Source organism: Vibrio sp. 10N.239.312.D08 (genome assembly GCF_041466145.1).
GTDB classification, from domain to species: Bacteria; Pseudomonadota; Gammaproteobacteria; order Enterobacterales; family Vibrionaceae; genus Vibrio; species Vibrio crassostreae_C.
On record NZ_JBFSSD010000009.1, the window covers coordinates 37,152 to 61,386 of the forward strand.

General features: G+C 42.1%; 26 protein-coding genes. 13 read left to right on the forward strand and 13 right to left on the reverse strand.

From position 1 onward, the window contains the following. The first annotated feature begins 4 nt into the window (after positions 1 to 4). Together AB6D58_RS06920 and AB6D58_RS06925 are read left to right on the forward strand one after the other, a co-directional pair. The gene (locus tag AB6D58_RS06920; RefSeq protein WP_372151502.1) at positions 5 to 1,027 is read left to right on the forward strand and encodes an NAD-dependent epimerase/dehydratase family protein; all 1,023 of its coding nucleotides are present in this window, start codon (positions 5 to 7) and stop codon (positions 1,025 to 1,027) included. Positions 1,028 to 1,054: 27 nt separating this feature from the next. Continuing rightward, complete coding sequence (locus AB6D58_RS06925) at positions 1,055 to 1,789, forward strand: glycosyltransferase domain-containing protein (RefSeq protein WP_372151500.1); 735 nt, start codon at positions 1,055 to 1,057, stop codon at positions 1,787 to 1,789. A 26-nt stretch (positions 1,790 to 1,815) separates the two neighbouring features. Here AB6D58_RS06925 and AB6D58_RS06930 read toward each other — a convergent pair whose 3' ends face one another. Beyond that, the gene (locus tag AB6D58_RS06930) at positions 1,816 to 2,697 is read right to left on the reverse strand and encodes a hypothetical protein (protein WP_372151498.1); all 882 of its coding nucleotides are present in this window, start codon (positions 2,695 to 2,697) and stop codon (positions 1,816 to 1,818) included. A gap of 125 nt (positions 2,698 to 2,822) precedes the next feature. Here AB6D58_RS06930 and waaA point away from each other — a divergent pair, with 125 nt between their 5' ends. From waaA to AB6D58_RS06945, 3 genes are read left to right on the forward strand one after another with little or no spacing between them, the layout of a single operon-like run. Continuing rightward, positions 2,823 to 4,088: a lipid IV(A) 3-deoxy-D-manno-octulosonic acid transferase gene (gene waaA / locus AB6D58_RS06935; RefSeq protein WP_372156837.1), complete on the forward strand. Its 1,266-nt coding sequence runs from the start codon at positions 2,823 to 2,825 to the stop codon at positions 4,086 to 4,088. Between the two features lie 38 nt (positions 4,089 to 4,126). After that, a complete protein-coding gene (locus tag AB6D58_RS06940; protein WP_372156839.1) occupies positions 4,127 to 5,248 on the forward strand; it encodes a glycosyltransferase family 4 protein in 1,122 nt (373 codons plus the stop codon). Continuing rightward, complete coding sequence (locus AB6D58_RS06945) at positions 5,241 to 5,825, forward strand: YrbL family protein (RefSeq protein ID WP_243584147.1); 585 nt, start codon at positions 5,241 to 5,243, stop codon at positions 5,823 to 5,825. The genes AB6D58_RS06940 and AB6D58_RS06945 overlap by 8 nt, the downstream gene beginning before the upstream one ends. 2 nt (positions 5,826 to 5,827) lie before the next feature. Here the strand turns inward: AB6D58_RS06945 and AB6D58_RS06950 are convergent, their stop codons facing one another. Next, on the reverse strand, positions 5,828 to 6,520 hold the full coding sequence (locus AB6D58_RS06950; RefSeq protein WP_372151493.1) for a 3-deoxy-D-manno-octulosonic acid kinase: 693 nt from the start codon (positions 6,518 to 6,520) through the stop codon (positions 5,828 to 5,830). 97 nt (positions 6,521 to 6,617) lie between these two features. Here AB6D58_RS06950 and AB6D58_RS06955 point away from each other — a divergent pair, with 97 nt between their 5' ends. Next, positions 6,618 to 7,685 (forward strand): glycosyltransferase family 9 protein, encoded by a 1,068-nt coding sequence (locus tag AB6D58_RS06955; RefSeq protein ID WP_372151512.1) that lies wholly within the window; start codon positions 6,618 to 6,620, stop codon positions 7,683 to 7,685. Here AB6D58_RS06955 and AB6D58_RS06960 read toward each other — a convergent pair. Further along, positions 7,669 to 8,589, reverse strand: coding sequence for a glycosyl transferase family 90 (locus tag AB6D58_RS06960; protein WP_243584148.1), 921 nt, complete (start codon positions 8,587 to 8,589; stop codon positions 7,669 to 7,671). The two genes, AB6D58_RS06955 and AB6D58_RS06960, sit on opposite strands and share 17 nt — an antisense overlap. Before the next feature lie 156 nt (positions 8,590 to 8,745). Between AB6D58_RS06960 and coaD the strand changes: the two genes are divergently transcribed. The 3 genes from coaD to AB6D58_RS06975 all read left to right on the forward strand — a co-directional run bounded on the left by coaD (position 8,746) and on the right by AB6D58_RS06975 (position 12,068). Continuing rightward, a complete protein-coding gene (gene coaD / locus AB6D58_RS06965; RefSeq protein ID WP_372151491.1) occupies positions 8,746 to 9,237 on the forward strand; it encodes a pantetheine-phosphate adenylyltransferase in 492 nt (163 codons plus the stop codon). Positions 9,238 to 9,698: 461 nt separating this feature from the next. Then, on the forward strand, positions 9,699 to 10,070 hold the full coding sequence (locus AB6D58_RS06970) for a diacylglycerol kinase (RefSeq protein WP_372151489.1): 372 nt from the start codon (positions 9,699 to 9,701) through the stop codon (positions 10,068 to 10,070). A gap of 9 nt (positions 10,071 to 10,079) precedes the next feature. Beyond that, positions 10,080 to 12,068, forward strand: a complete 1,989-nt coding sequence (locus AB6D58_RS06975) for an LTA synthase family protein (RefSeq protein WP_372156842.1) — start codon at positions 10,080 to 10,082, stop codon at positions 12,066 to 12,068. Between the two features lie 33 nt (positions 12,069 to 12,101). Here AB6D58_RS06975 and mutM read toward each other — a convergent pair whose 3' ends face one another. From mutM to radC, 5 genes are all read right to left on the reverse strand, one after another. Beyond that, entirely contained in the window at positions 12,102 to 12,911 is an 810-nt protein-coding gene (gene mutM, locus AB6D58_RS06980) for a bifunctional DNA-formamidopyrimidine glycosylase/DNA-(apurinic or apyrimidinic site) lyase (protein WP_372156844.1), read from the reverse strand. A 2-nt stretch (positions 12,912 to 12,913) separates the two neighbouring features. Further along, the gene (locus tag AB6D58_RS06985) at positions 12,914 to 13,438 is read right to left on the reverse strand and encodes a hypothetical protein (protein ID WP_032546317.1); all 525 of its coding nucleotides are present in this window, start codon (positions 13,436 to 13,438) and stop codon (positions 12,914 to 12,916) included. A gap of 204 nt (positions 13,439 to 13,642) precedes the next feature. Beyond that, positions 13,643 to 13,810 (reverse strand): 50S ribosomal protein L33, encoded by a 168-nt coding sequence (rpmG, locus tag AB6D58_RS06990; RefSeq protein ID WP_002535344.1) that lies wholly within the window; start codon positions 13,808 to 13,810, stop codon positions 13,643 to 13,645. Between the two features lie 13 nt (positions 13,811 to 13,823). After that, positions 13,824 to 14,060 carry a 50S ribosomal protein L28 gene (gene rpmB, locus AB6D58_RS06995; protein ID WP_004728407.1) on the reverse strand — a complete coding sequence of 79 codons (237 nt, stop codon included), beginning with the start codon at positions 14,058 to 14,060 and terminating at the stop codon, positions 13,824 to 13,826. 291 nt (positions 14,061 to 14,351) lie between these two features. Next, positions 14,352 to 15,026: a DNA repair protein RadC gene (radC, locus tag AB6D58_RS07000; RefSeq protein ID WP_372156846.1), complete on the reverse strand. Its 675-nt coding sequence runs from the start codon at positions 15,024 to 15,026 to the stop codon at positions 14,352 to 14,354. A gap of 224 nt (positions 15,027 to 15,250) precedes the next feature. Between radC and coaBC the strand changes: the two genes are divergently transcribed. From coaBC to lpxL, 3 genes are all read left to right on the forward strand, one after another. Beyond that, on the forward strand, positions 15,251 to 16,492 hold the full coding sequence (gene coaBC, locus AB6D58_RS07005) for a bifunctional phosphopantothenoylcysteine decarboxylase/phosphopantothenate--cysteine ligase CoaBC (protein ID WP_102394583.1): 1,242 nt from the start codon (positions 15,251 to 15,253) through the stop codon (positions 16,490 to 16,492). A gap of 139 nt (positions 16,493 to 16,631) precedes the next feature. Beyond that, complete coding sequence (slmA, locus tag AB6D58_RS07010) at positions 16,632 to 17,222, forward strand: nucleoid occlusion factor SlmA (RefSeq protein WP_004741428.1); 591 nt, start codon at positions 16,632 to 16,634, stop codon at positions 17,220 to 17,222. A 39-nt stretch (positions 17,223 to 17,261) separates the two neighbouring features. Further along, complete coding sequence (gene lpxL / locus AB6D58_RS07015) at positions 17,262 to 18,242, forward strand: LpxL/LpxP family Kdo(2)-lipid IV(A) lauroyl/palmitoleoyl acyltransferase (protein WP_372156848.1); 981 nt, start codon at positions 17,262 to 17,264, stop codon at positions 18,240 to 18,242. An 84-nt stretch (positions 18,243 to 18,326) separates the two neighbouring features. Here lpxL and pyrE read toward each other — a convergent pair whose 3' ends face one another. Continuing rightward, positions 18,327 to 18,968: an orotate phosphoribosyltransferase gene (pyrE, locus tag AB6D58_RS07020; RefSeq protein WP_017059267.1), complete on the reverse strand. Its 642-nt coding sequence runs from the start codon at positions 18,966 to 18,968 to the stop codon at positions 18,327 to 18,329. 107 nt (positions 18,969 to 19,075) lie between these two features. Beyond that, positions 19,076 to 19,792 (reverse strand): ribonuclease PH, encoded by a 717-nt coding sequence (gene rph / locus AB6D58_RS07025; RefSeq protein ID WP_372132728.1) that lies wholly within the window; start codon positions 19,790 to 19,792, stop codon positions 19,076 to 19,078. A gap of 248 nt (positions 19,793 to 20,040) precedes the next feature. Between rph and AB6D58_RS07030 the strand changes: the two genes are divergently transcribed. Next, positions 20,041 to 20,907, forward strand: a complete 867-nt coding sequence (locus AB6D58_RS07030) for a YicC/YloC family endoribonuclease (RefSeq protein WP_372156850.1) — start codon at positions 20,041 to 20,043, stop codon at positions 20,905 to 20,907. A 332-nt stretch (positions 20,908 to 21,239) separates the two neighbouring features. On the opposite strand, the gene AB6D58_RS07035 is transcribed toward AB6D58_RS07030, so the two are convergent. The 3 genes from AB6D58_RS07035 to AB6D58_RS07045 form a co-directional block, all read right to left on the reverse strand. Then, entirely contained in the window at positions 21,240 to 21,452 is a 213-nt protein-coding gene (locus AB6D58_RS07035; RefSeq protein ID WP_017071067.1) for a cold-shock protein, read from the reverse strand. Between the two features lie 310 nt (positions 21,453 to 21,762). Further along, a complete protein-coding gene (locus tag AB6D58_RS07040; RefSeq protein ID WP_017062464.1) occupies positions 21,763 to 22,188 on the reverse strand; it encodes a phosphate-starvation-inducible protein PsiE in 426 nt (141 codons plus the stop codon). Positions 22,189 to 22,409: 221 nt separating this feature from the next. Beyond that, positions 22,410 to 23,780 carry an NCS2 family permease gene (locus AB6D58_RS07045; RefSeq protein WP_017062465.1) on the reverse strand — a complete coding sequence of 457 codons (1,371 nt, stop codon included), beginning with the start codon at positions 23,778 to 23,780 and terminating at the stop codon, positions 22,410 to 22,412. Between the last annotated feature and the right edge of the window lie 455 nt (positions 23,781 to 24,235).

Here is a 24,235-nt window from a genome sequence, read left to right on the forward strand (position 1 = left end):
GACTATGTCAAAATATCAACAGGTACAAAAAGAATTACTCAATGAACCTAAGACTTGGTTGATTACCGGGGTGGCTGGCTTCATTGGCTCAAACCTATTGGAAAAACTTCTTAAATTAAATCAAAAGGTTGTTGGGTTAGATAATTTTGCCACGGGTCATCAACATAACTTGGATGAAGTTCAGAATATAGTAACAGATCAGCAATGGGCTAACTTTATGTTCATCGAAGGTGATATTCGAGAACCAAGCGTATGCAATAGATCAGTAAAAAATGTTGATTATGTACTACACCAAGCAGCTCTTGGTTCTGTTCCCCGTTCAATAAATGACCCTTTAACAACAAATGCCACAAACATTGATGGTTTCTTAAATATGTTAGATGCAGCAAAAAATGAGGGAGTGAAAAGCTTCACTTATGCTGCGTCTAGTTCAACTTACGGCGACCATCCAGGCCTTCCTAAAGTAGAAGACCGAATAGGCAATCCATTATCGCCTTATGCTGTTACCAAGTATGTCAATGAGCTCTATGCTTCTGTCTATGCTCGTACATATGGCTTTAAGTGTATTGGATTAAGGTATTTTAATGTCTTTGGCCAGCGTCAAGACCCGCAAGGCGCCTACGCTGCAGTAATACCTAAATGGACAGCTGCTATGATCGAAAAGGAAAACATTTTTATTAATGGTGATGGTGAGACAAGTCGTGACTTCTGTTTCATTGAAAATACTGTTCAAATGAATATCTTGGCTGCAACCGCTTCCGATGATGTCAAAAACGAAGTCTATAATGTAGCCGTAGGTGACCGAACTACACTTAATTCCTTATTTGACTCGATAAAAGAAACACTGTTAGAAAATGATGTTGAATACTCATCAGAGCCAACATATCGTGATTTTAGAGTAGGAGATGTACGACATTCTCAAGCAGATATATCAAAAGCTGAAAGCAACCTGGGGTATCAACCTGAGTTCAACATCCAGCAAGGTATCCAAAAAGCAATGCCTTGGTACGTCGGTTTTTTACGATAAGTCGTCAACTGAAAACTTGAGAGCAAGATGAAAGAATTTGTTGTATATAAAGCACTATTTGGATCATACGATAAGATCGAGCCGATTAACTCAGAGCTCGTACAAAATAATACCGATTATTATGTAATCTCTGATATTAAGCTGGATCTGCCTGCACCCTGGAGGCTTATCCAAGTCGAGCGTAAATTTGATTCGTACGCGGTAGAAAACCGCTTTTACAAAATGAACGGTTTAGATTGGTTCAAAAGCTATCAATATTCAATTTATCTCGATGCTAACATTAACTTTACTGGTAGTTTAGATCACTTACTAGAAACTCTCGATACGGACAAAGATATCTACGCCTTTACTCATCCAAAGAGAAGTAATGTTGCGGATGAATTCAAGGCGTGCCTTATTTATAACAAAATTACTATCCCAGAGTATTTGGAGTCAAAAAAAGGGAGCTATCAACCATTCAAAGATACTCAGGCTGGAATGTTTGAATGTGGAATTCTGATTCGAAACCCAAACTCAGATGCTTTAAATTGTGCAATGAAGGAATGGTTTGAGTTATTTGAGAACCATATCCGCCGAGATCAGCTTTATTTCCCATTTGTTATTGGAAAATATAAGGTTAATATTGGATCTTTAGGTATTAGTAATATTCGAAGTGATTCCGAATACTTTTCAATAAAAGCACACACCCATAGAACTCGCTGGGTTGATAGAAAAAAAGTACTTCTGTACAAAAAGCTCAATAAATTGTTTAAATGGCTATAAAGAAAGGCACCCTAAGTGCCTTTCTTTTAACTTCTCGCTCGGTAGTGCGTACCTGATACATAAGCGTGAGTAAACTCTTTGAAATCAATTTTCGATTCTTTACCAAAGATTACTTTAAAAAAACTACTAAGCATATGCTTTAAGTAAAGCGTAAAACCATTAATTACTGGTTTGTAATGTCTCAAGCGCAGTGCTGTTGTACAACTTCGTTCCTTTTTCCGAAATTCTCTTACCTTATCAGACTCTTTTTCATAACGAGATAATGAGTGGGAAAAACTACTAATCACCCTGAAAGGAACTTCTTGTGAGAGTCGGTTTAGGCGAAGAAAAAAAGTAGTATCAACACCATAAAAAAAGAATTTTTCATCAAAAATAGTACCTTCCTGCTGTTTCATTAGTTCAGCAACCTTAGAGCCAAGTACAGTCCCGCTGCCAATCGCACTAATACGTACACGGTTAGTAAATTGGCTAGGCTCTAACACCATTTTCTTATTGATACGCGGCCCTTTAACTTCATCATTCATACGAATGATAGGAATGCATACCTCATCACTCTTCGCCGAAAGTACATCCTTCAAATAATCATCGTTAAGTATAGAATCATCATCAAGGATCACATACTTATCTGACTTAACAGAACCCGCAAACTGATTGTATACCTTAGCCAGTGACCGGTTTTCTAATGTTTCAACAATTGAAACGCTAAAACCCAGTTTTTCAAAATTCGAGACGGCTTGGTTCATCAATAATTTCGGTCCATTATTCCAAATCGTCAACTGACAACGAGCAAAAGAAAGCTTGCTATCAAGTAATTGATTTAGAGTATTCGAGTTCTGAATTTCTTTATTGTAGAGCAGAACTAAAAAACTTGCTTTGTATGGTGAATTCACCGAATCATTGGACATCATTATCGACTCTCAATCTCTATTGGGATTGCATAATCCATAGCAAGCTTATAAGCTTATACACTTATAAGGCTTAACTTTTTAACTATTTTGGCTTGCAATAATATGTCATTTTTCATGGATGCGCTATGTTAGCCCGCACTTTCTATACCTTAGTTCTACTCTTACTAGCTCCTATGCTCCTAATCGGTTTATACAAAAATAAGCCAAACAAGCCTAGCTTTGGTGCTCGCTGGAAAGAACATTTTGGCTTTACTCCCAAACTCAAACACGTAAAACATCCAGTCTGGATTCATGCGGTCTCTGTTGGTGAATCGATTCTTGCCTGTAACATAGTTAAAGAGATAAAACAGAAATCTCCTGAATTGCCCATTTTAGTAACAACCACAACCAGCACAGGTGCTGAGCAAATTGCTAAACTCGGCGATTTGGTCGAGCATCGCTATATGCCTATCGACTTTAACTTTGCAATACGTCGATTCCTCAAAGTAGTCCAGCCAAATCAGTTAATTATTATTGAAACCGAGCTTTGGCCAAACACCCTTCATCAAGTCGATAAGCAAGGTATAGATATATCAGTTATTAATGCTCGATTATCTGAAAGATCTTGTTGTAACTATGCCAAGGTTCAAGCTTTGTTTAACTCAATAAACCTTTCGGTAACACGCTGGCTATGTCAATCAGATGCGGATGCGCAGCGATTTATTCGTCTGGGAGTAAGCCCTGAAAAAATTGACGTGACGGGCTCGATTAAATTTGAGATCAAAATAGAAGATACTGTAGAGCAACAAGGCCAATCACTAAAAAAATCGTTTGGCGCTCAACGTCCTATTTGGATTGCAGCAAGCACTCATAAAGGTGAAGATGAGCAAGTATTAGAAGCTCATAAAAACGTACTTTTACAGCACCCTAACGCACTGCTTATCTTAGTACCTCGTCATCCTGAGCGTTTTGATTCAGTATTTGAGCTTTGCCAAACACAAAACCTCAATACAATCCGAAGAACTGCTAACCAGCCAGTTGAAAGTTCAACACAGATCTATCTCGCAGATACTATGGGAGAAATGTTAAAGTTACTTAAAGCTTCAGATGTTTGTTTTATGGGTGGCAGCCTAAGTGGAAAAAAAGTCGGTGGCCACAACGTGCTAGAACCTGCAGCTCTTAATATACCGACCATTACGGGACCAAGTTTTTTCAATTTCAAAGAAATTACTCAAGCACTAATAGTGCAAAAAGGTATTTTGGTTTGCCAAGACAGCAATCAACTCGCAGAACAAGTAAATGAACTGTTCACCAACTCAGTAAAAGGTGAGCAACTTGCACAAAACGCCTATCGATTAGTTGAAAAAAATCGCGGGGCACTCAGCCAAACTATCAATCTGTTACAAAAGTAGTAAGCTGGTAAAGTAACTATTAATAAGAGAATTTCTTCATGAAAATCGCACTCGTTCATTTAAGACACGCATACTCTGGTGGTGTTGAGCTATATTTGAACCAAATGGCTCGCTACCTTGCCGAAAAAGGCGAAGACGTAACAATTATCTGCCGCTCTCATGATGAAAAACCACCGTACCCCTCTGTTAAATTTGTCAAACTGCGTGGCCTTAGTATTGGTAAAACTCATCGCTTATGGCGCTTTGCCAAAGCGGTAGAAAAGCATGTAAAAGAATCTGATTATGATCTGGTATACGGTTTAGCGCATGCTTGGACCCATGATGTATTACGTATTGGGGCTGGCACAAGCTTACATATGTCACGCTCACTAAATCGTCCAATGCGCTTTAAAGATCGTATCAACCACATTATCGAAAGTAGAGCGATGGCACCAGGTGCTTACTACCAAGTCATCAGTAACTCACACAAGAGTGCAGCTGAAATCCAAGAAGCTCATGATGTTCCAACTGACAAAATTACAGTTATTCATAATTTTGTTGATACCAAACGATTTGACGCTGAACGCATCCAACCAGAAACAGATGCGCTAAAGAAAAAGCTGGGCGTTGATGATAACAAACCTGTTTTCTTGTTCTTGGGGACTGGTTATGAGCGTAAGGGCTTAAAACAAGCATTAACCGCCTATTCAAAGCTGCCATTTGAAGCGCACCTATTAGTTGTCGGTAGAGAAACGCATGAAGCAGACTACATCAAGTTCGCCAAAGAAATTGCCGTTTCAGAACGTTGCCAGTTTTTAGGTGCTGACAACCGCCCGGAACTGTATTTCACTCTTGCTGATTGTTATATGCTACCAACCTTATATGAACCATTTGGCTTTACCGTTATCGAAGCGCTAGCCTGTGGAACACCCGCGATCACCACCGAAAACTGCGGAGCCAAAGAAGTTCTCAACCCGCAAGTCGCCACCGTGATTGATTCTGATGTAAACCCTGATGAATTACTCACTGCGATGATTGAGTGGGCAGATAAGAAACGAACAACCAATGTGAGCCAAACCTGTCGAGATTTAGCCCTGACGATGGATGTTGAAGTCGTTCTAGAAAAGAACTATCAAGAACTGATAAAAATATATGAAATGAAAAAGGCTGCTAATGCTTAACTTTCTTGAATGGCCAGAAATTGGTTCGGGTGCAGAACGAGTATGTTATCGCAACCCATATGATCCCTCGCGTTGTATAAAAGTCAGCAAAAAATCTAAATCTAAGCAGACTAGACGTGAGTTAAACTACTACGGCTACCTATCTAAACGCGATGTTTCTTACTCTCATATTCCTAACTTTTATAATAAAGTGGATGAAGGGGACTATTTAGGCCTTGAGATGGAGTTTGTCTGTAACCCAGACGGTAGAAGTGCTCCAGACCTACATAAGTTTCTAAAACGCCCTTTGAGTAATAAAGATGTTATTGCAATTCAAGCTGCATTAGCTGAGCTCAAGCGTTACCTTATTATTAATAATATTGTGCCATGTGACCTAGTACTGAGTAACTTCTTAGTACTCAGTCAACCAGAAGGGTTGAAAGTGATGATGGTTGATGGTTTAGGATCAGCTGAGCTCTTTCCCCTAGCTAACTATATACGCTTTTTAGGCAAAAAGAAGATTGAAAGAAAGTGGCAGAAGTTTATGGTTGAGCGTATTAACCCTACGATTGAAGAGTACCTTAACGTTTGTAACTAATATTATCCAAACATATGGTTGAATTCATCTACAGACCAGTGAATATTTCGTTTTATTTGCTCCTTTTTAAATGAGCGTAGTAACCTATTCCAGTTATCTTGCTTCCAACTCTCACCCTGCTTTTGGAAGCATTTATCAAAATCAATAATCCAAACTTTGCCCTGCTCATCAATCAAAATGTTATGTATATTAAGATCAGTATGATTAACCTGTGCTGCATGCATCTTGCGCACTTCTACACCAATTTTTTGATACATTTCTTTAGGCAATGCGTTTTCTTGCAAAACAGCGACCAGATCTCGAGCATTAGGAACTTTCTCACTCAAAAGATCAGCTGTATAAATCAAGCCATTTTTAACAACTCTTGCAGCAATTGGCCTGGGAACATTAACACCAGATTCTTTAAGTCGGGTCAGTAATTCAAACTCTTGGTAGCTCCGGGTGCTCTCATCACCTGTATAAATATAACTATCTTCAACTAACTTACCAAATAAACCACCACGACGATAATGGCGCAATGCAGCCTGCATAGAGGGTAGTTCTACAAACCATGTCGTACCTCGTCCCGTAGCACTGCCAATCATCTTGTTCTGCTGTTGCCAATATTCCACCTTAAAAGCTTGCTTTACCATTTGCGGTGAAATTAAAGATTCATCAAACCAAATGACTTGATTATTAGAACTAAGCGTTTCCATCATATTTACCTATCTGGTTACTTAGTTTTATTTTACATTCCCCTAGCCCAGCTGCATAATTCTAATTAGTCAATTTGATAGAGTTAATCTCATGCCTTTGTTCAACTCAGCCCCAAAATCAATCTGTATTCTTAGGCTTTCTGCGATTGGAGATGTATGTAATACCATAGCAACCGTGCAAGCTATCCAAAAGCAGTGGCCGGAAACAACAATCACCTGGATTACCGGAAAACTCGAAGCACAACTACTGGCTGCAATTGATGGTGTGGAAGTAATCGTCTTTGACAAAAAAAATGGTATCAAAGGCTACCAAACTCTTTGGGCTCAGTTGAAAGAACGAGAGTTCGATGCTCTTCTACACATGCAATATGCCATTCGGGCAAGTTTTGCGGTTCTTGGTATTAAAGCAAAATATAAACTTGGGTTTGCAGCAGACAGAAGTCAAGATTTTCAAACTCTGTTTACCAACCAAAAGGTCACATCTCCATCATCTTTGCACGTTGCTGATGGATTAATGGCTTTTGCTCATCATATTGGAATTAAAGCGCAAGATCTAAAATGGTCCTTGTCGTACACAGAACAAGATGGCTTATGGGCCAGCTCTCAACTCAACAAAAACACCCCTAATCTACTAGTAGTACCTGGAGCTAGCAAAGCTTATAAAAACTGGCACGCTCAAGGCTATGTGGATGTAATTGAACATGCGCGAGCAAAAGGTTGGAACATAATTCTTGCAGGGAGTCCTTCCAAGATAGAAATTGATCTAGCCAATGAGATTCAAGACGAACTATCTCAACCCTGCCTAAATCTTGTCGGTCAAAGCTCCATTATGCAAATGCTAGCGCTTATTGATAAGGTCGACTTAGTCATTGCACCAGATACAGGTCCTACTCACATGGCTAATGCGATGCAAACGCCCGTTATTGGTCTTTATGCTCATCATAATCCTTTGCGTGTTGGTCCCTACAGCTATCTCACCTACGTAGTTTCCGTCTATGAAGAAGCCATATTTTCTGAAACAGGCAAAACAAGTCAAGATTTAAACTGGCGAACTAGAGTGAAAGATGAGCAAGCAATGCAGCGGATAAAAAGTGAGCATGTGATTAAAATGTTTGAGAAGATAACCCGAGCGATACATCTCAATAAAGTTATAATTGCTGGCTAATAGCAAAATATTTTTCTAAAGTTTTAATACACACTAGGTCTTCAAGTTTAGCATTCTTGAACTGCGCCACATGTTTATGTGCATTTCGAAGTATATCTTCTGATTCAGAAGGGTTATCAAGGTAATAATGAATCTTTTCTTCGAAGTCCGACCAGTCATCCTCAACCTGTATAAAATGTACACCAGGCTCTAATGCTCCTTCCATAAACCAAGTCTCATATCTCATCTTAGGGGTAACGACTATCGAATTTGAAGACATTGCCCACTTGAGGTTGGAGGCAACATCATTGCCTTCAAGGCAAATAAGAAATTTATACTGTAGTTGTTCTTCAACTGACATAAAAGGTTGCTGCCAGTCAGGATTCGCTTCACTTAAGTTGGATTGACCTGCATCTACTAAAGGGTGGTCAAACATAGCATTCATGAATCGAATTCGGTGCTTCTGAGTTACTCGTCCACGAAATACCGCCATATCTTTCTTAGCATGAAAAGAGAGCGTGTCTTCAATAAAACGAAAGTGGCGTAATTTATCTAACTTAAATAAAACTGAGTTTTGATTAGAACCTTCTGTTGGACGAGCTTTGTAAAGCGTAGGGCAGGGCTCAATCGAAACATGATCGCCAAAGTAATAACAAAATTTGAAGCTCTTGGGAAAGTAGTAAAGGTATTGTTTAAGATCGTAGTAATAAGCACTTTTATCTCGTAACTTGTAGTTAGTCGCTCTGCTTTCAGCATTCGAGCTTAATTGCGTTGTCTTTACAAGCTTGCAATAGTAATCGACTCGGCGCTGAATGGCTTCCGCTTCACCACTAAACTGGTCTTCTAGTTTTTTCTTATATCGAGAAAATAGATATGACGGATAAATATTAAGCAAAAAATTATTCACATAGTAGAAAAGTTTCATCGATTGCGATCACCTTGGTTTATGTTTATCCCGTTAGCGCAGAGCCTAGTTTAACCCGTTTATACAAGCTGTGGGTACCCTTTCACATTTTTCTGACTGTGATATCTTATATAATATCTGATTTAATTTTGAATACCATAACCTTCCGAGCCAATTATGTCTGAGAAGAATTACACGCGAGTTATCTACCCAGGTACATTTGATCCTGTCACCAATGGCCACCTTGACATCATTGAACGTGCTTCAGTTATGTTTGATGAGATGATTATCGGTGTTGCGGCCAGTCCTTCTAAAAATACTATGTTTCATCTAGATGAACGTGTCGAACTAGTAAAACAATCTTGTAGCCACCTTACCAATACATCTGTTGTAGGTTTTAATGGCCTACTGGTAGATTTTGCTCAACAACAACAAGCTAACATTCTTATTCGAGGTCTACGTACCACTATGGATTTTGAGTATGAATTTGGCTTAACAAGTATGTATCGTAAACTATTGCCTGGTCTTGAGAGTATCTTTCTAACCCCTGCTGAAGAGTTCGCTTTTCTTTCATCAACAATAGTAAGAGAAGTTGCCATTCATAAAGGAAATGTAGCTCCATTTGTTCCTCGGTCGGTCAATCAAGCTATTCTCTCGAAGTTAAAATAGTAAAAAGTTAATACCCCCATTTATGGAGCATTATCACTATTGACATACCTACGGTGACAGGTTGCTAAATAACACAAAGTCGAGCTTGGAGGTGTGACTTTGGTCTGAAAATATCAGAGTAAATAACTTAGCTTTCATTATTAAAAGTGACTTGAGCAAGCAATGTCATTATCGAATGATCATCACCATCGTGGAACGATTTTGAACAATACTTTCAAGTAAATCTAAGCTTATGTCAACAAGGGTTTCGTTGGGATTATGTCTAATGAAGCGAACCTTTTGAGTGTCCAAATACAGGGTGGGGAGTAATTGTAATGAACTCCTAATGATTCTAGACATTGACTATACGAAGAATTCCCACAATTGAATATATTTTATTTTTCAATGACTTAAATTGATTTCGTAAACAGTAATTCATTATAGTACAATACAACTCTAATTTCAGACAGCAATAATACTCTATGACAACCCCATCTAATAAACCTGGTAATACAGGCCTTCTAAGAGTTATAAAGGCAACTGGTTACTCAATAAAAGGCTTGAGATCAGCCTTTAAGAGTGAAGCCGCTATTCGACAAGAACTGGCCTTATGCGCTATTTTTTTCCCTACGGCCCTTTACTTAGATGTAAGCAAACTAGAAACTCTAGCTCTTATCGGTTCGCTAGTATTTATCTTTATATTAGAGCTAATCAACTCAGCAATAGAAGCTGTCGTTGATCGGATCGGTCCAGAGCATCACGAGCTCAGCGGTAAAGCGAAAGACATAGGTTCCGCGGCAGTCATGGTTGCAATTCTATTTGCTATCTTCACTTGGTTATTAATATTGGTTTAAGTTAGATTTATGTTTCAAAACAACATCAAAAAGCTCACTCGTATTATTTGGTTACAAGTTGCTTTATTTACTATTTTAGTATCATTGTTTAGACAAGTTTTCACTTTTTTAATTGGTGATGTCAGTGAAATCTACCAAGTCATCCCGGATTATATTCAATCAATTGTAATTGGATTTAGATTTGATTTAAGAGTTGCAACAATAGCCTTTTCACCATTATTATTACTGGGGCTAATTCTATCAGGCACAAAATCATTTAAATTAGTCAATAAAATAATTCCCATTTATTCGTTTGTTATATATTTCCTAGGGATATCTGTATCTATTGGTAATTATTATTACTATAAAACATACAGTAATCACTTCGATATCTTCATGTTTGGTCTTGTTGAAGATGATACTTCAGCCGTTTTATTAACAATGTGGCAAGATTATCCAATCATCATCATGTCGTTAATATCGCTATTAACCACTATAACGCTCTTCAAAATAACGCTATCTGTTTGGGCGAATTTAGATAAAAAAACATGGCCGAAGCAAAAGGTTTGGGTTACAACTCTGACCATACTCTTCACCATCGCGGCTTATTTTGTGTTAGCTCGAGGCTCTGTAGGGACATTCCCACTCAAACAATACCACGCTAATGTTTCAAATTACGAAGTTCTCAATAAAGTCACACCCAATGCTTTTTTGGCATTAGATTGGGCAAGAAGCGAGCATAAAAGAAGCGCAGATTTTACCGCGGTAACAAGAGCCGATTTCGAAGAAAAAGCACACCAAGTTCTTGGTCAGGACGATCCAGTTTACCATACGGATAAAAACAACTACCTTGAAAGCAACAAACCTAACGTAGTGTTTGCTCTCATGGAAAGTATGGGGACAAACTTACTTGTTGAAGATAATGGGAAAACAACCGACCTATTGGGTTCACTAAGACCGCATTACGAGAACGATTTTAGCTTTGAGCGATTTTTGCCCGGTACAGGCGGAACCATTAACAGTATCGTCATGATGTTATTTCATAGTAACGTGAACTCAATAAGCCACGGCAAAGAACAGAACACCCCATTACCAGGCTCAGCATTCCTACCTTATAAAAAAGCTGGATATAAAGTTATATACATTACCGGAGGTAGCCCATTATGGCGCAATCTCAAGTATTACATGCCGGTACAAGGGGTTGATGAATTTTATTCGGAAGAAGATATCTACGAAGCGTTTCCTGAGTCCGTTGAGTACGCTAGCACATGGGGTGCCGCTGATGAATTTACATTTAAGCTTGCTGAAAAGCTACTCAAAGAAAATACACAGCCTGTTATGGTGATGATACAGACACAAACCAATCATCCTCCTTACCAAATTCCAAGCAACTATACTCCAGGTTCTATTGAAGTGAGTGAGTATGCTATGAAGAAAATGTCCTTGAGTGAAGAAAACTCAAAGAAGATCTATGAAACATATCAATATTCTTCTAATGCACTTGGTGACTTTATTAGTGACATTAAAGACAGTGAATTGAATAGTAATACTATTATTTCAGCTTCTGGTGATCACCGCTTGCGCAACTACTCGATCTCTTATCCAAAGGATCTAGGAGTCGCTCATGCTGTACCTTTTTATCTCTATGTTCCAAAAGAGATTTTATTGCACTCCAAATATCGTTACCAAGAAAATCGTATCGGTTCTCATCGAGATATTTTTCCTACGCTGTATAGTTTCAGTCTATCAAACGCAGAATATACATCTCTGGGAGGTAGAAACCTACTAGCAGAACAAGACGTATCATCCCCATACGCCTACACAAGCGGAGTAACCTTTACCCCACTGGGCGTATCCCATAGCACAGATTCTAAAGCGATTTACCCTTGGAAGAATGAATCTAACCTCGCTGTCGAAAGGGAATCGATATCAAACCCAACGCCTAATATTGATGTAGAACATTCAAAGTTACAGACATTGTTCATCAATTCGCAAATGAGAGGCTTTAGAGCTCAATAATAAAAGTAAAAGGGGAGCACAGTGCTCCCCTTTTTAACTTTGGCACTCTTCACAGAAAAACGTATTCCGCTGCCCTATTTTTAACTCTTGGATTAGAGCTTCACAGTTAGGGCACTTTTCACCTGCTTTACCATACACTTGCAGCTCTTGTGCGAAGTAGCCTGGTTTACCATCAGCCTGAGAAAAATCTTTCAGCGTAGTACCACCTTGCTTGATAGCCGTTGCGAGTACTTGTTTAATCTCATCGGTTAACAAGATCCATTCGGCTTTGGTCACTTTGTTTGCCGATCGTAACGGGTGGATTTTTGCAGAGAACAAGGCTTCGTTAGCGTAGATATTCCCGACACCGACCACCACTTTGTTGTCCATGATGAACTGCTTGACGGCCACTTTACGCTTTTCTGCTTTCTCAGCAATGTAGTCAGCGTTGAAGTCATCGGTTAGTGGTTCAGGGCCAGAACCGAGTAACACAGGGTGTGTTTCGTCGGGAGCAGCCCACAGCCAAGCGCCAAAGCGGCGAGGGTCGTTATAGCGCAGTACTTTGCCGTTGGTGAGCTTAAGATCCACGTGATCGTGTTTGGCTGCTGGGAAGTCAGCATCTAATACGCGTAGTGAGCCAGACATACCAAGGTGAACAATGGCAGTGCCAGTATCCGTTTCAATCAATAGGTACTTTGCACGGCGCGAGATAGAGCGAATCACCTGCCCTTCTAATGCTTTTAACTCTTGTGGGATATCCCAACGCAGCTTAGGCGTGCGAAAAGTAAGGGTTTTAATGGTCTCGCCAACTAAATGAGGCGAGATCCCCATACGGCTTACTTCGACTTCGGGTAATTCAGGCATAGTTAGTCGTCCGATTTAGAGGAGTGGTTAGCGTTAAAGCTTGGAAACAGGTAGCTCTCTTCAATAGACACCGCCAACCACTGATCATTCCAGTTTTTTAACAACCAGAACTCAGGCAATTGATAATAGGTAATACGCTGGGGCTCTTCTTGGTCTTGATACCATACTTCGATGGTGTGTGGTGTATTTAACCGAGGCGTAAGGTCTGTGTAGGTCTGTGAGTCGACTTCCGTGCCCACAAGCTCTTTCCAACGTTGTGACAACTCTTGTGCATTGGTTGCTTGAGGAAAGTCAGTATCTTCGAACTGGTAAACCCATTGATTATCTTGTTGAATGACAGACCACTTAGCAAAGTGTAACGCTTGAAGCTTTGCTGTTGGGTTCAGGAGATAAGGATAAGGGCTATCAACCTGCGGTTCAGGCTCGATAAGGTACGCTTTGATCAATGTTGGAAGGTTTAACACGCCAATAAAAGCGATCACACTGAACATGAGTATGTTGTTCCACCGGCGTCCACGATATCTCATCTGATTCTGCTCATCTAACCTATTGAACATTCAGTATATCGTGAAAGTGGCAATACTTTCTATGTTGTACAGATTTCTATCTATCAGAGGCTATATCAAGCAAGAATAATTGAGTTCCTCAAATTGTAGATATAAAAAAACCCAGCGATTAAACTGGGTTTTTCAATTCTTTCTTCTACTGAAGAAGAGCAAAAAAAGCATCAATTACTTGATTTTAGCTTCTTTGTACATAACGTGTTGGCGAACTACTGGATCAAACTTTTTGATCTCAAATTTGCCTGGCATGTTACGCTTGTTCTTATCAGTTGTGTAGAAGTGACCAGTACCTGCAGAAGATACTAGACGAATTTTCTCACGAATGCCTTTAGCCATTGCTTAATTCCTCTTAAACGTTTTCGCCACGTGCACGGATATCAACAAGAACAGCATCGATGCCTTTCTTATCAATGATACGCATGCCTTTAGCAGTTAGACGTAGTTTAACAAAACGTTTTTCGCTCTCTACCCAGAAACGATGAGTTTGTAGGTTCGGCAGAAAACGGCGCTTAGTAGCATTGCGTGCGTGTGAACGGTTGTTACCCGTTACTGGACGCTTACCAGTTACTTGGCATACTCGGGACATGAATGTCTTCTCCAATCGTTTCAGCTCGATATCAACCTTGGTGGCCGAACCTCTCTATCAGTTAAAATAGAAGGTAAAAACCGTTATGGAAAATCCATACAAGGCTATCAAAGGTCGCGCATTATACTAACTTGACACGCATTGCTCAAGACCCGAACAGATCCTTTTTACGGATTTCGTGATCTTTTTTTGTGCAGCGCAGCTTGCTTGAGTAATCAGAGCTGATTTTAGGTCTAAAAATGTGGGCGGAATAATAGCAGATTTAACGCAACTAACAACCTAAAATGTGATTCAAATCCATCCACGCTCTGCAAAAGAGACAACTTCGCCATCTCCAACGACAAAATGGTCGAGAACTCGGATGTCCACCAGCGCTAATGCATCGGTTAATCGACGTGTAATCCGCCTATCGGCTTGGCTTGGTTCTGCAACACCCGAAGGATGGTTGTGAGCCAAAATTAATGCCGCCGCATTGTGATGAAGTGACCGTTTAACCACTTCCCTCGGGTAAACCGATGCGGCATCGATGGTTCCTTCAAACATCACCTCGCCCTTTATTACCCTATTTTGGTTATCGAGGAACAATATATAGAAAGCTTCTCGCTGGCGATCGCGCAACATGCTCGAGAGATAAAGCTTAGTATGACTTGGGCTAGTAAGCGCATCTCCACGAGATAAAGTCTCTGCTAGATAACGCTGCGTCATCTCTAACACAGCTTGCAATTGAACATACTTGGCCTGCCCCATCCCTTTATGAGCACAAAACTCTTCCTGCGTTGCTGAAAAGAGATGGCGGAGCGAGCCAAAGTCTTTGATCAACTTGTCTGCGAGTTCCAAGACGTTCATTCCTTGTGTCCCTGTTCGCAGAAATATCGCGAGCAATTCCGCATCACTCAAAGAATCAGGCCCTCGACTCAATAACTTTTCTCTCGGCATCGATTCGGCAGGCATTTTATCTATTGGCATATAAAAACTAATCACTAGTCATGAACACGACCCACCACCTTAATGAGATCATAATCGGAGATCCTTCGGTAGAGATAAAAGGAAACGAGTCACTAGCAAAACCGTGTAATTGATAAGTTTGATAACACCAACTTGATGAGCGTCAAATCTGTTCTAATTCTGCTTCTAGGCACTAATCCTTTGTTCTGATATCGTAAGTCGCAGAGAAATTAAGGAACAGAATCATGCAAACATTGGTTAATCAACTGGATAACGCTGACCTACAAGGCCTGGCTGGGAAAAAAATCCTACTTGGCATTAGTGGTGGTATCGCTGCGTATAAATGTGCCGAACTGACTCGACGCTTAATTGAACGTGGAGCACAAGTACAAGTCGTGATGACGAATGCAGCCAAGGAGTTCATTACTCCTCTCACCATGCAAGCCGTCTCTGGAAGGCCAGTGTCTGATAGTTTGCTTGATCCTGCTGCTGAGGCTTCCATGGGGCACATTGAGCTCGCAAAATGGGCTGATTTGGTATTACTAGCGCCAGCAACCGCTGATCTGATTGCGCGCATGACAGCTGGCATGGGTAACGACCTACTGACCACTTTGGTTCTAGCAACCGATGCGCCAGTTGCGGTATCTCCGGCAATGAACCAACAGATGTACAGCCACCCTGCCACTCAAGAGAACATTGCGACACTAAAACGTCGTGGTTGTGAAGTTTGGGGGCCAGCGGCTGGCGAACAAGCGTGTGGTGATGTGGGAATGGGTCGCATGCTAGAGCCTATGCAGCTCGTGCATCGCTGTGAAGACTTCTTCCAACCTAAGCCACTTGCTGGCCGTTCTGTGCTTATTACTGCAGGCCCGACTCGTGAAGCGATTGACCCGGTGCGTTACATTACCAACCACAGCTCGGGCAAGATGGGCTATGCACTGGCTGAAGCAGCCGCGAAACAAGGCGCAACAGTGACTCTAATCAGCGGCCCTGTTTCATTAGCAACGCCAAATAAAGTTAATCGTATTGATGTCGACAGCGCACAACAGATGTTTGATGCCGTTACTGCTAACGCTTCTCAACACGATATTTTCATCAGCTGCGCCGCAGTTGCCGATTACCGCCCTGAGACCATTGCAGACCAAAAGCTTAAAAAGGTCGACGGTAAAGACGACATGACCATTCAAATGGTTAAAAACCCAGATATTGTCGCTTCTGTCGCTTCAATGACCGAAGGTCGCCCATTTACTGTCGGCTTCGCAGCAGAAACTCAAGATGTTGAGAAGTACGCACGCGGTAAACTGGAAAGAAAGAACCTCGATATGATCTGCGCCAACGATGTCTCAGTCGAAGGGCAAGGCTTCAATAGCAATAGCAATGAGCTGCACCTTTATTGGAAAGGCGGCGATAAATCTCTGCCACTGGAAAGCAAAGACACACTTGGTTTCCAGATCCTCGCTCAGATCCAACAGCTTATTGATGCATAAACGCACAAATTTGCTCTGACAATCTGCTGACACCTCTCGATTCTGTTGACCTAGGGCTTACAAAACTAGGAAACAGAATTGAATGGTGTTTATAATCCTTCTTCACTCAATCCTCATCTTTAGGAAAGGAAGTAAATAGATGGCTGGTACTCGAAAATCAAACCGTCGTGAAGAAATCCTACAAGCTCTCGCACAAATGTTGGAATCGACCGAAGGTGCTTCTCGTATCACAACGGTAAAGTTGGCCAAGCAAGTGGGTGTTTCTGAAGCTGCGTTATACCGCCACTTCCCAAGCAAAGCCCGCATGTTTGAAGGCCTGATCGAGTTCATTGAAGAAGCATTGATGTCTCGAATCAACCGTATTCTGGATGAAGAGAAAGACACGCTAGAGCGCATACGCCTAGTACTACAACTTATCTTAGTTTTCTCAGAACGTAACCCAGGCCTGACTCGAATTTTGTCTGGTCATGCTCTAATGTTTGAAAATGAACGCCTGCGTGATCGCATCAACCAACTTTTCGAACGCATTGAGACGCAACTTCGCCAGATCCTGCGTGAAAGAAAGCTTCGTGAAGGGAAATCATTCCCGGTTGATGAGAAAATCTTAGCCGCTCAACTGCTCGGTCAAGTTGAAGGCAGCTTGAATCGATTTGTTCGCTCAGACTTCAAATATCAACCAACAGAAAACTTTGATGCTTATTGGGCACTGCTAAGCGCTCAGATTAAGTAGCAATCAAATTAAGTGGCAATCAAATCTTAAGTGATGGTTATGACGACGAAAACTTCTTCAGCAAACGGCACAGCACAACACGTGATTACTAAGCCGCCTTTTACTCTAGCTCTACTTCACCCTAAATATTGGGGTGTATGGTTTGGTTTTGGGTTATTGGCGCTTATTGTTAACGTTCTCCCTTATCGCCTCTTACTGCTGTTAGGCCGATCGTTAGGCTCTTTGGGTGCTCGCTATGGTAAAAAGCGCGTCGCGGTAGCAACACGTAACTTGGAGCTCGCCTTCCCAGACAAGCCAGCAGATGAAGTCGCGGCAATGGTCAGTGAGAACTTCAAGAACACAGGTATGGCACTCATCGAAACGGGCATTACCTGGTTCTGGCCAACATGGCGTTTCAAGCGAATCCTAGTAGATAAAGACACCCAAACCCTGCGTACACATAAAGCCAACGGTAAAGGTGTTCTTCTATGCTGTGTGCATGCCTTAAACCTAGAGATCACTGCGCGAGCAATGGCTGTTCTCGGTATTTCAGGTTTAGGTGTTTACCGCCCGCACAACAATCCGGCGTATGAGTTCATTCAATACCGCGGCCGTACTCAGAACGGCAATCGTCTGATTCACCGTAAAGACGTGAAGCGTATGATTCGAATCCTGCGTCAGGGTGAGATCCTTTTCTACCTACCGGATCATGATTACGGTCGTAACAAGTCTGTGTTTGTGCCTTTCTTCGCTGTAGAAGATGCATGTACTACAACAGGCACTAGTATTCTGGCTTATACGAGCCGATGCGCACTTGTTCCGGGTTCTGGTTTTAGAAATGCCGATGGCAAGTATGAGATCATGGCCGATGAATCGATCGAAGATGACTATCCACAGAAAGATGAGAAAGCGGCTGCCGCCTACATGAACCGCTACCTTGAGAAGATTATCTTAAGAGCACCAGAACAGTGGATGTGGCTGCACAAGCGCTTTAAGACCATGGAAGACCCAAAAGTGGAGCGCGGCATTCGTTATAAATAATGAATACTGAATACTGAACCAAAAGAAAAGGGGCTGATGAATCATCAACCCCTTGTGCATTCTATAATCTAATTACGAGTAGTATTAGATGCCGTATTGAGCGCGGTACGCTTTTACTGACTCTAGATGTGCTGCGTCTGTGCCTTTCTCTTCAAGGAAAGTCACCAAGTCAGTCAGGCTAACGATTGAGATAATCGCACAACCGAAGTCACGCTCAACTTCTTGAATCGCAGACAGTTCGCCTTTGCCCTTCTCTTGACGGTCGATAGCAACAAGCACGCCCGCTAAATCAGCGCCATTTGCTTGGATGATTTCCATCGACTCACGAATCGCAGTACCTGCAGTGATCACGTCGTCCACTAACATGATGCGACCTTCAAGCGCGCTACCGACAAGGTTGCCACCTTCACCGTGGTTTTTCGCTTCTTTGCGGTTGAAGCAGTAGGGCGTGTCTACATCGTGGTGATCCGCTAGTGCAACCGCTGTCGTCGTTGCAATTGGGATACCTTTGTATGCAGGACCAAATAGTACATCAAACTCAATGCCAGAATCAGCCAATGCTGCTGCGTAGAAGCGACCTAAGCGCGCTAGGTCACGACCTGTATTAAACAATCCAGCATTGAAGAAGTAAGGGCTCTTGCGGCCAGACTTTAAAGTAAACTCACCAAACTTAAGTACTTCTTTCTCTAGTGCAAATTCAATAAATTCACGTTGATATGCTTTCATGCTCATCCTCTATGTTTACTCAATAAAACTTAACTTACGCCCTGTACCACCCTTTCAGGTTTTACAGACAAAAAAATAGCCCCCAAATTGGGAGCTATTAAAAATGACTAGTCGGCCAACGCAGCTTTCTGCGCTTCGACGATATCGGCAATGCCCTTATTAGCCAGGGTTAAAAGCTGCATCAGCTCTTCGTGGCTGAACGGTTCGCCTTCTGCGGTACCTTGAATCTCAATCATCTTACCGTCTTCCGTCATTACAACGTTCATGTCGGTATCGGCTGCTGAGTCTTCAACGTACTCAAGGTCACACAGTGCTTGTGCACCAACGATGCCCACTGAAACTGCCGCTACGTGGCCTTTCATTGGGTTCTTTTTCAGTTTGCCGCTTGCTAGTAGGCTGTTGATAGCATCAGCCATTGCAACGCTTGCACCTGAGATAGAAGCAGTACGAGTACCGCCGTCTGCTTGGATAACATCACAATCGACAGTGATCATAATTTCACCCATTACTTTCAGGTCAACAACAGCACGTAGGCTACGAGCGATCAGACGTTGGATTTCCATCGTACGACCACCTTGCTTGCCGCTCGCCGCTTCACGACGGTTACGAGTGTGCGTTGCACGTGGCAGCATGCCGTATTCAGCCGTTACCCAACCCTTTCCTTGGCCTTTTAACCAACGCGGTACGTTTTCTTCTACCGTCGCATTACATAGAACTTTAGTGTTGCCGAACTCAACTAATACAGAACCTTCAGCATAAGCTGTGTAGTTACGAGTAATTTTAATTGGACGAATTTGATCTACAGCGCGGTCATTTGGACGCATTGGTATCTACCTTATTAACAGTCTGAAGTGATTTACTATCGAAAGAGTGCATCACCTAAGAAAGGGGTGAGACAGTTTTGATTGGGGCAAGATTATATAGCAGTTTATCGTGCAAATCTATTTACCGTTCAAAGCTATTTATCACGAAAGGCTATTTACAGTGAAAAGCGACAGGCTTCGAGAGCACACCATATCGTGATACTATGCGTGCGCGTTATTTTCAGAATGATAAAAGACAGGAAAATTCGATGATTTATAGTATGACCGCGTACGCACGCAAAGAAGTAAAAGGCGATTGGGGCAGCGCAGTATGGGAAATCCGTAGTGTAAACCAACGCTACCTAGAAACTTACTTCCGTATGCCTGAACAGTTCCGTGGTTTAGAGCCAATCTTGCGTGAGCGTTTCCGTAAGCGTCTAGCGCGCGGTAAGGTTGAATGTAACCTACGCTTTGAAGCAAACCCTGCTGCAAAGGGCGAACTAAGCATTAACGAAGGTTTGGCTCAGCAAGTAATCAATGCGGCGAAACAAGTAATGACGATGACTGGCGAAGAGAGCCGTTTGAACCCATTCCAAGTCATGAACTGGCCTGGTGTGATGGAAACGCCAGAGCAAGACATGGATGCCATCAACAAAGACCTACTTGAAGCATTCAACGATGCTATCGCAGAGTTCATTGATGCTCGTGCTCGTGAAGGTGAGAACATGAAGGCGCTAATCGTACAGCGCTTAGATGCAATCACTGAAGAAGTAGTGAAAGTTCGTGCACGCATGCCTGAGATCCTAGAGTGGCAACGTGAGCGTCTTCTTACCAAATTTGAAGATGCGAAAATCGAACTTGAAGGTTCTCGTGTTGAGCAAGAGCTTATCCTACTTGCGCAGAAGTCAGACGTAGCAGAAGAGCTAGACCGTCTAGATTCTCACGTGAAAGAAGCAAATGCAGTACTGAAGAAAGGTGGCGCTTGTGGCCGTAAGCTAGACTTCATGATGCAAGAGTTCAACCGTGAGTCAAACACGCTAGCGTCTAAGTCTATCAGCACAGACATCACAGCATCGGGCGTAGAGCTTAAGGTTCTTATCGAACAGATGCGTGAGCAGATCCAAAACATTGAATAACAGTCTGTAAGCTGTACACGATAAAGAATAATCAGCTTAATCAGTGTTGATTAGATCAAAATGAGCTCCTAATTTTAGGGGCTTTTTTTTATGGATACAGTAATAGTAATCAGGATGAGCAAGTGACTGGTTGTTACGTAGAAGGTTGAGTTAGAGCAAAGAACAGATACAACGATAGTTAGAACGAGATAACGGACGTAAAACAGGATTTTTGAATACTTAGAGAGGGTATTGCTAATGGAGAAGAGTGTTGCGGTAAAACTGAGGGGGGAAACAAATTTGAGAGAGAAAGTGACGCAAGTTGCTGTTGCAACCTGCGCCGACTTAAAATCTTATAGAGCTACAACGTTTGCAGCTTGAAGACCTTTTTGGCCTTGCTCTACTTCGAAAGACACTTGTTGGCCTTCTTTAAGAGTCTTGAAACCTTCAGAAGCGATTGCACGGAAGTGTACGAATACGTCAGCGCCGCCGTTGTCTTGAGTTAGGAAACCGAAGCCTTTCTCTTCGTTAAACCATTTTACTACGCCGTTTACTTTGTTAGACATGATGTGTCCCTTATATAAAAATAAAAAATTAATCGCCAAAAGTGCGATGCGCTGAAAGCTTGAATTATTTAATGTATCTATGAAGCTAAGGGAAACACTGAGAATAACAATGAAGCAATACTAAGGGTTCTACTTTACAACTGGATGTTTCATTTAATAACCCTGAGAACAGAGCGACGCCATTCTTGGTGATCTGAGCCTGCTTGTAAAGCGTTATTTGGACAATTTGATGTTTTTTTGTTCGGTTGGCTTGAATTCAAGCCCAGCTAGGTCGCCGGGCTTGATTTGTAAGACTTTGATCTCAAAAAATTTACTCGTCCGGCTGCTTAGTTCTGAGATCGACATATGGCCAGTAATGGTGACCGACTCGAATCAACAGAGTTGCTGCTGCTAAGATAAATGCCGCTAAAGATAACCAAACGATCAATACCGCATCGAGTTCTTTCATGCCCAAAGTGATGTAACGAGCAATCGCCATCATCGCGATATAGATTGGGTATCGCACTGGGATCTTACCGTTCATCACAAACTGCTGAACCATCGCCAACACTTCTAAATAGATAAACATCAGCAGAATGTCGGTCAATTGCACTCGGCGTTCAGCGAAGACATGCATGAACTCTTCGACCATCGCAAACAAGGTCGCGAGCGTGATCGCCACCAGCAATACCGCTTCCATAATGTGGAATACTTTTAAAAACGGCTTACTAAAAGATTTAGGTAAGTGAGAAGGCATAGTCACTCTTCAAAAAATAATTAATCCAGTCTCTACAATAGCATGCATCAATATAAGTCGCGTACTGTCAAAGCACCGACTTTAGGCTAACGCCATCAACTCATCGGTAACCAACATTAAGAAGCAACGGTAAAAAGCAACAAATACAAAAATGGCCCCGCATTCACTGCAGAGCCATCTGTTTGTCTTTTACTTAGCGACTTCTTAGTGGCTAATTAGCCTTAAAGCAGAATCAGGTAAGTTAAGAACACCACACACAGTCCGTAGATAAGCGGGTGTACTTCTTTGCGCTTACCTGCCACAACCATTGTGAATGCGTAGCTGATGAAGCCCATCGCCATACCGTTCGCTGGAGAGAAGCTTAGCACTGTGAACATGATGGTAAAGAAGGCTGCAATGCGTGACTCTTTCTTTTCCCAGTTGATCTGACCAAGACGACCTACCATGTAGATGCCGACTACTACCATCGCCGGTGCAACCATTGCAGCCGAGAAGATAGAGAAGATTGGGTATAGGAATAGCGAGATTAGGAACAGACCAGCCACCATGACTGCTGCCAAACCCGTTTTTGCACCTTGAGAAGAAGCGATGCCAGACTCAGAGAAAGCAGTGATCGATGTGGTACCAAGAATTGAACCAATCACAGTACCGCCCGCATCTGCTACTAGAGCCGATTTCGCGTTTGGCACCTTGCCGTCTTTATCGATGATGCCCGCATCACGGCCAACGCCGACAATCGTGCTCAAGCCATCAAAGAAATCGACAATCAGGAAGATAAGCACGATAAACAGTAGGTCGAACATTTTCTCTGGCGTGAAAGCAGAGAAATCAAAGATAGCGCCGAAGCTGCCAGCCATGCTTGGTGGCATAGCAATGAACTGCTCTGGGATTGGTGCGTTTGAAGTGCCCATGAAGACGTCAGCAAGAATCGTCAACACGATAGCAGAAACGAATGAGATGAACGTTGCTAGCTTGATGTCACGAACCATACAACCCAGTGCGATGAAGATGCTCACGTAAGCGATGATCACTTTTGGATCAGAAATGTCGCCTAAGCCTACCAATACGAATGGGTTAGAAACGATGATGCCCGCATTCTTAAGACCTAAGAAAGCAATGAACAGTCCGAGAGACACGGTAATCGCCAACTTCAAATCTTCAGGAATCGATTCAATCATCGATTTACGAATATTGGTCAATGAGAACGCAAGGTACAAAATACCAGATAGGAAGATACCGAACAGCGCTTCATTCCAAAGCACGGCAACAGATCCACTTAACAGCAGACCTTTGAAAAAGCCGTTCATACTCATGCCCGGCGCTAGCATTACAGGGTAGTTGCCCCAAATGCCCATAATTAGGGTTGCGATTGCCGCAGACAGAGCCGTTGCAGTAAACACGGCACCTTTGTCCATGCCTGGAATATCACCCAAAATTGCTGGGTTAACCGCCAGAATGTAACTCATCGCCAAGAAAGTAATGAAACCCGCATACAGCTCAGTGCCAATCGTGGTTTTTCTTTCAGTGATTTTAAACATCGAATCAAGCGAGCCAGAGGTGTTCTGGGCTTTCAGGGTGGAATCGGTACTCACAACAAAACCTTTGCAATAAATTAAGAATTTGGTGATTCAAATGCTGTGAGAATAGAGAGGTCTCTACACTAAAAACTGTAGTCACCAAGGTAGGCTCGGTAGTAGAAACATCTAGTCTAGTAGGGTCTGTTGGCCCTTCGAGATGATTTTTGCAGCGAGTTGTTGGAGTTTTCTACAAGGCAGAGACTTTGATGTGTAGCTAGCCTACATAAGAAGTCGATAACGCAGTAGAAATCACCAACAAACGCTGCCCGAAGGGTTCGGCTAAAATCGTTTTATGCTTTGTTAAGGAGTCTTTACTTAGAATGCTAGGTTACAAACTCCTTGCCGCGCCTAAAACGATTTTTTCTCGAACAAAACTCCATCGCGAAAGGTCAACAGACCCTAGATATATACAGCATTTAATCGTTTGCGCGGATTGTAAGGATTGAGATTAAAACTTCAACAAATTTTGT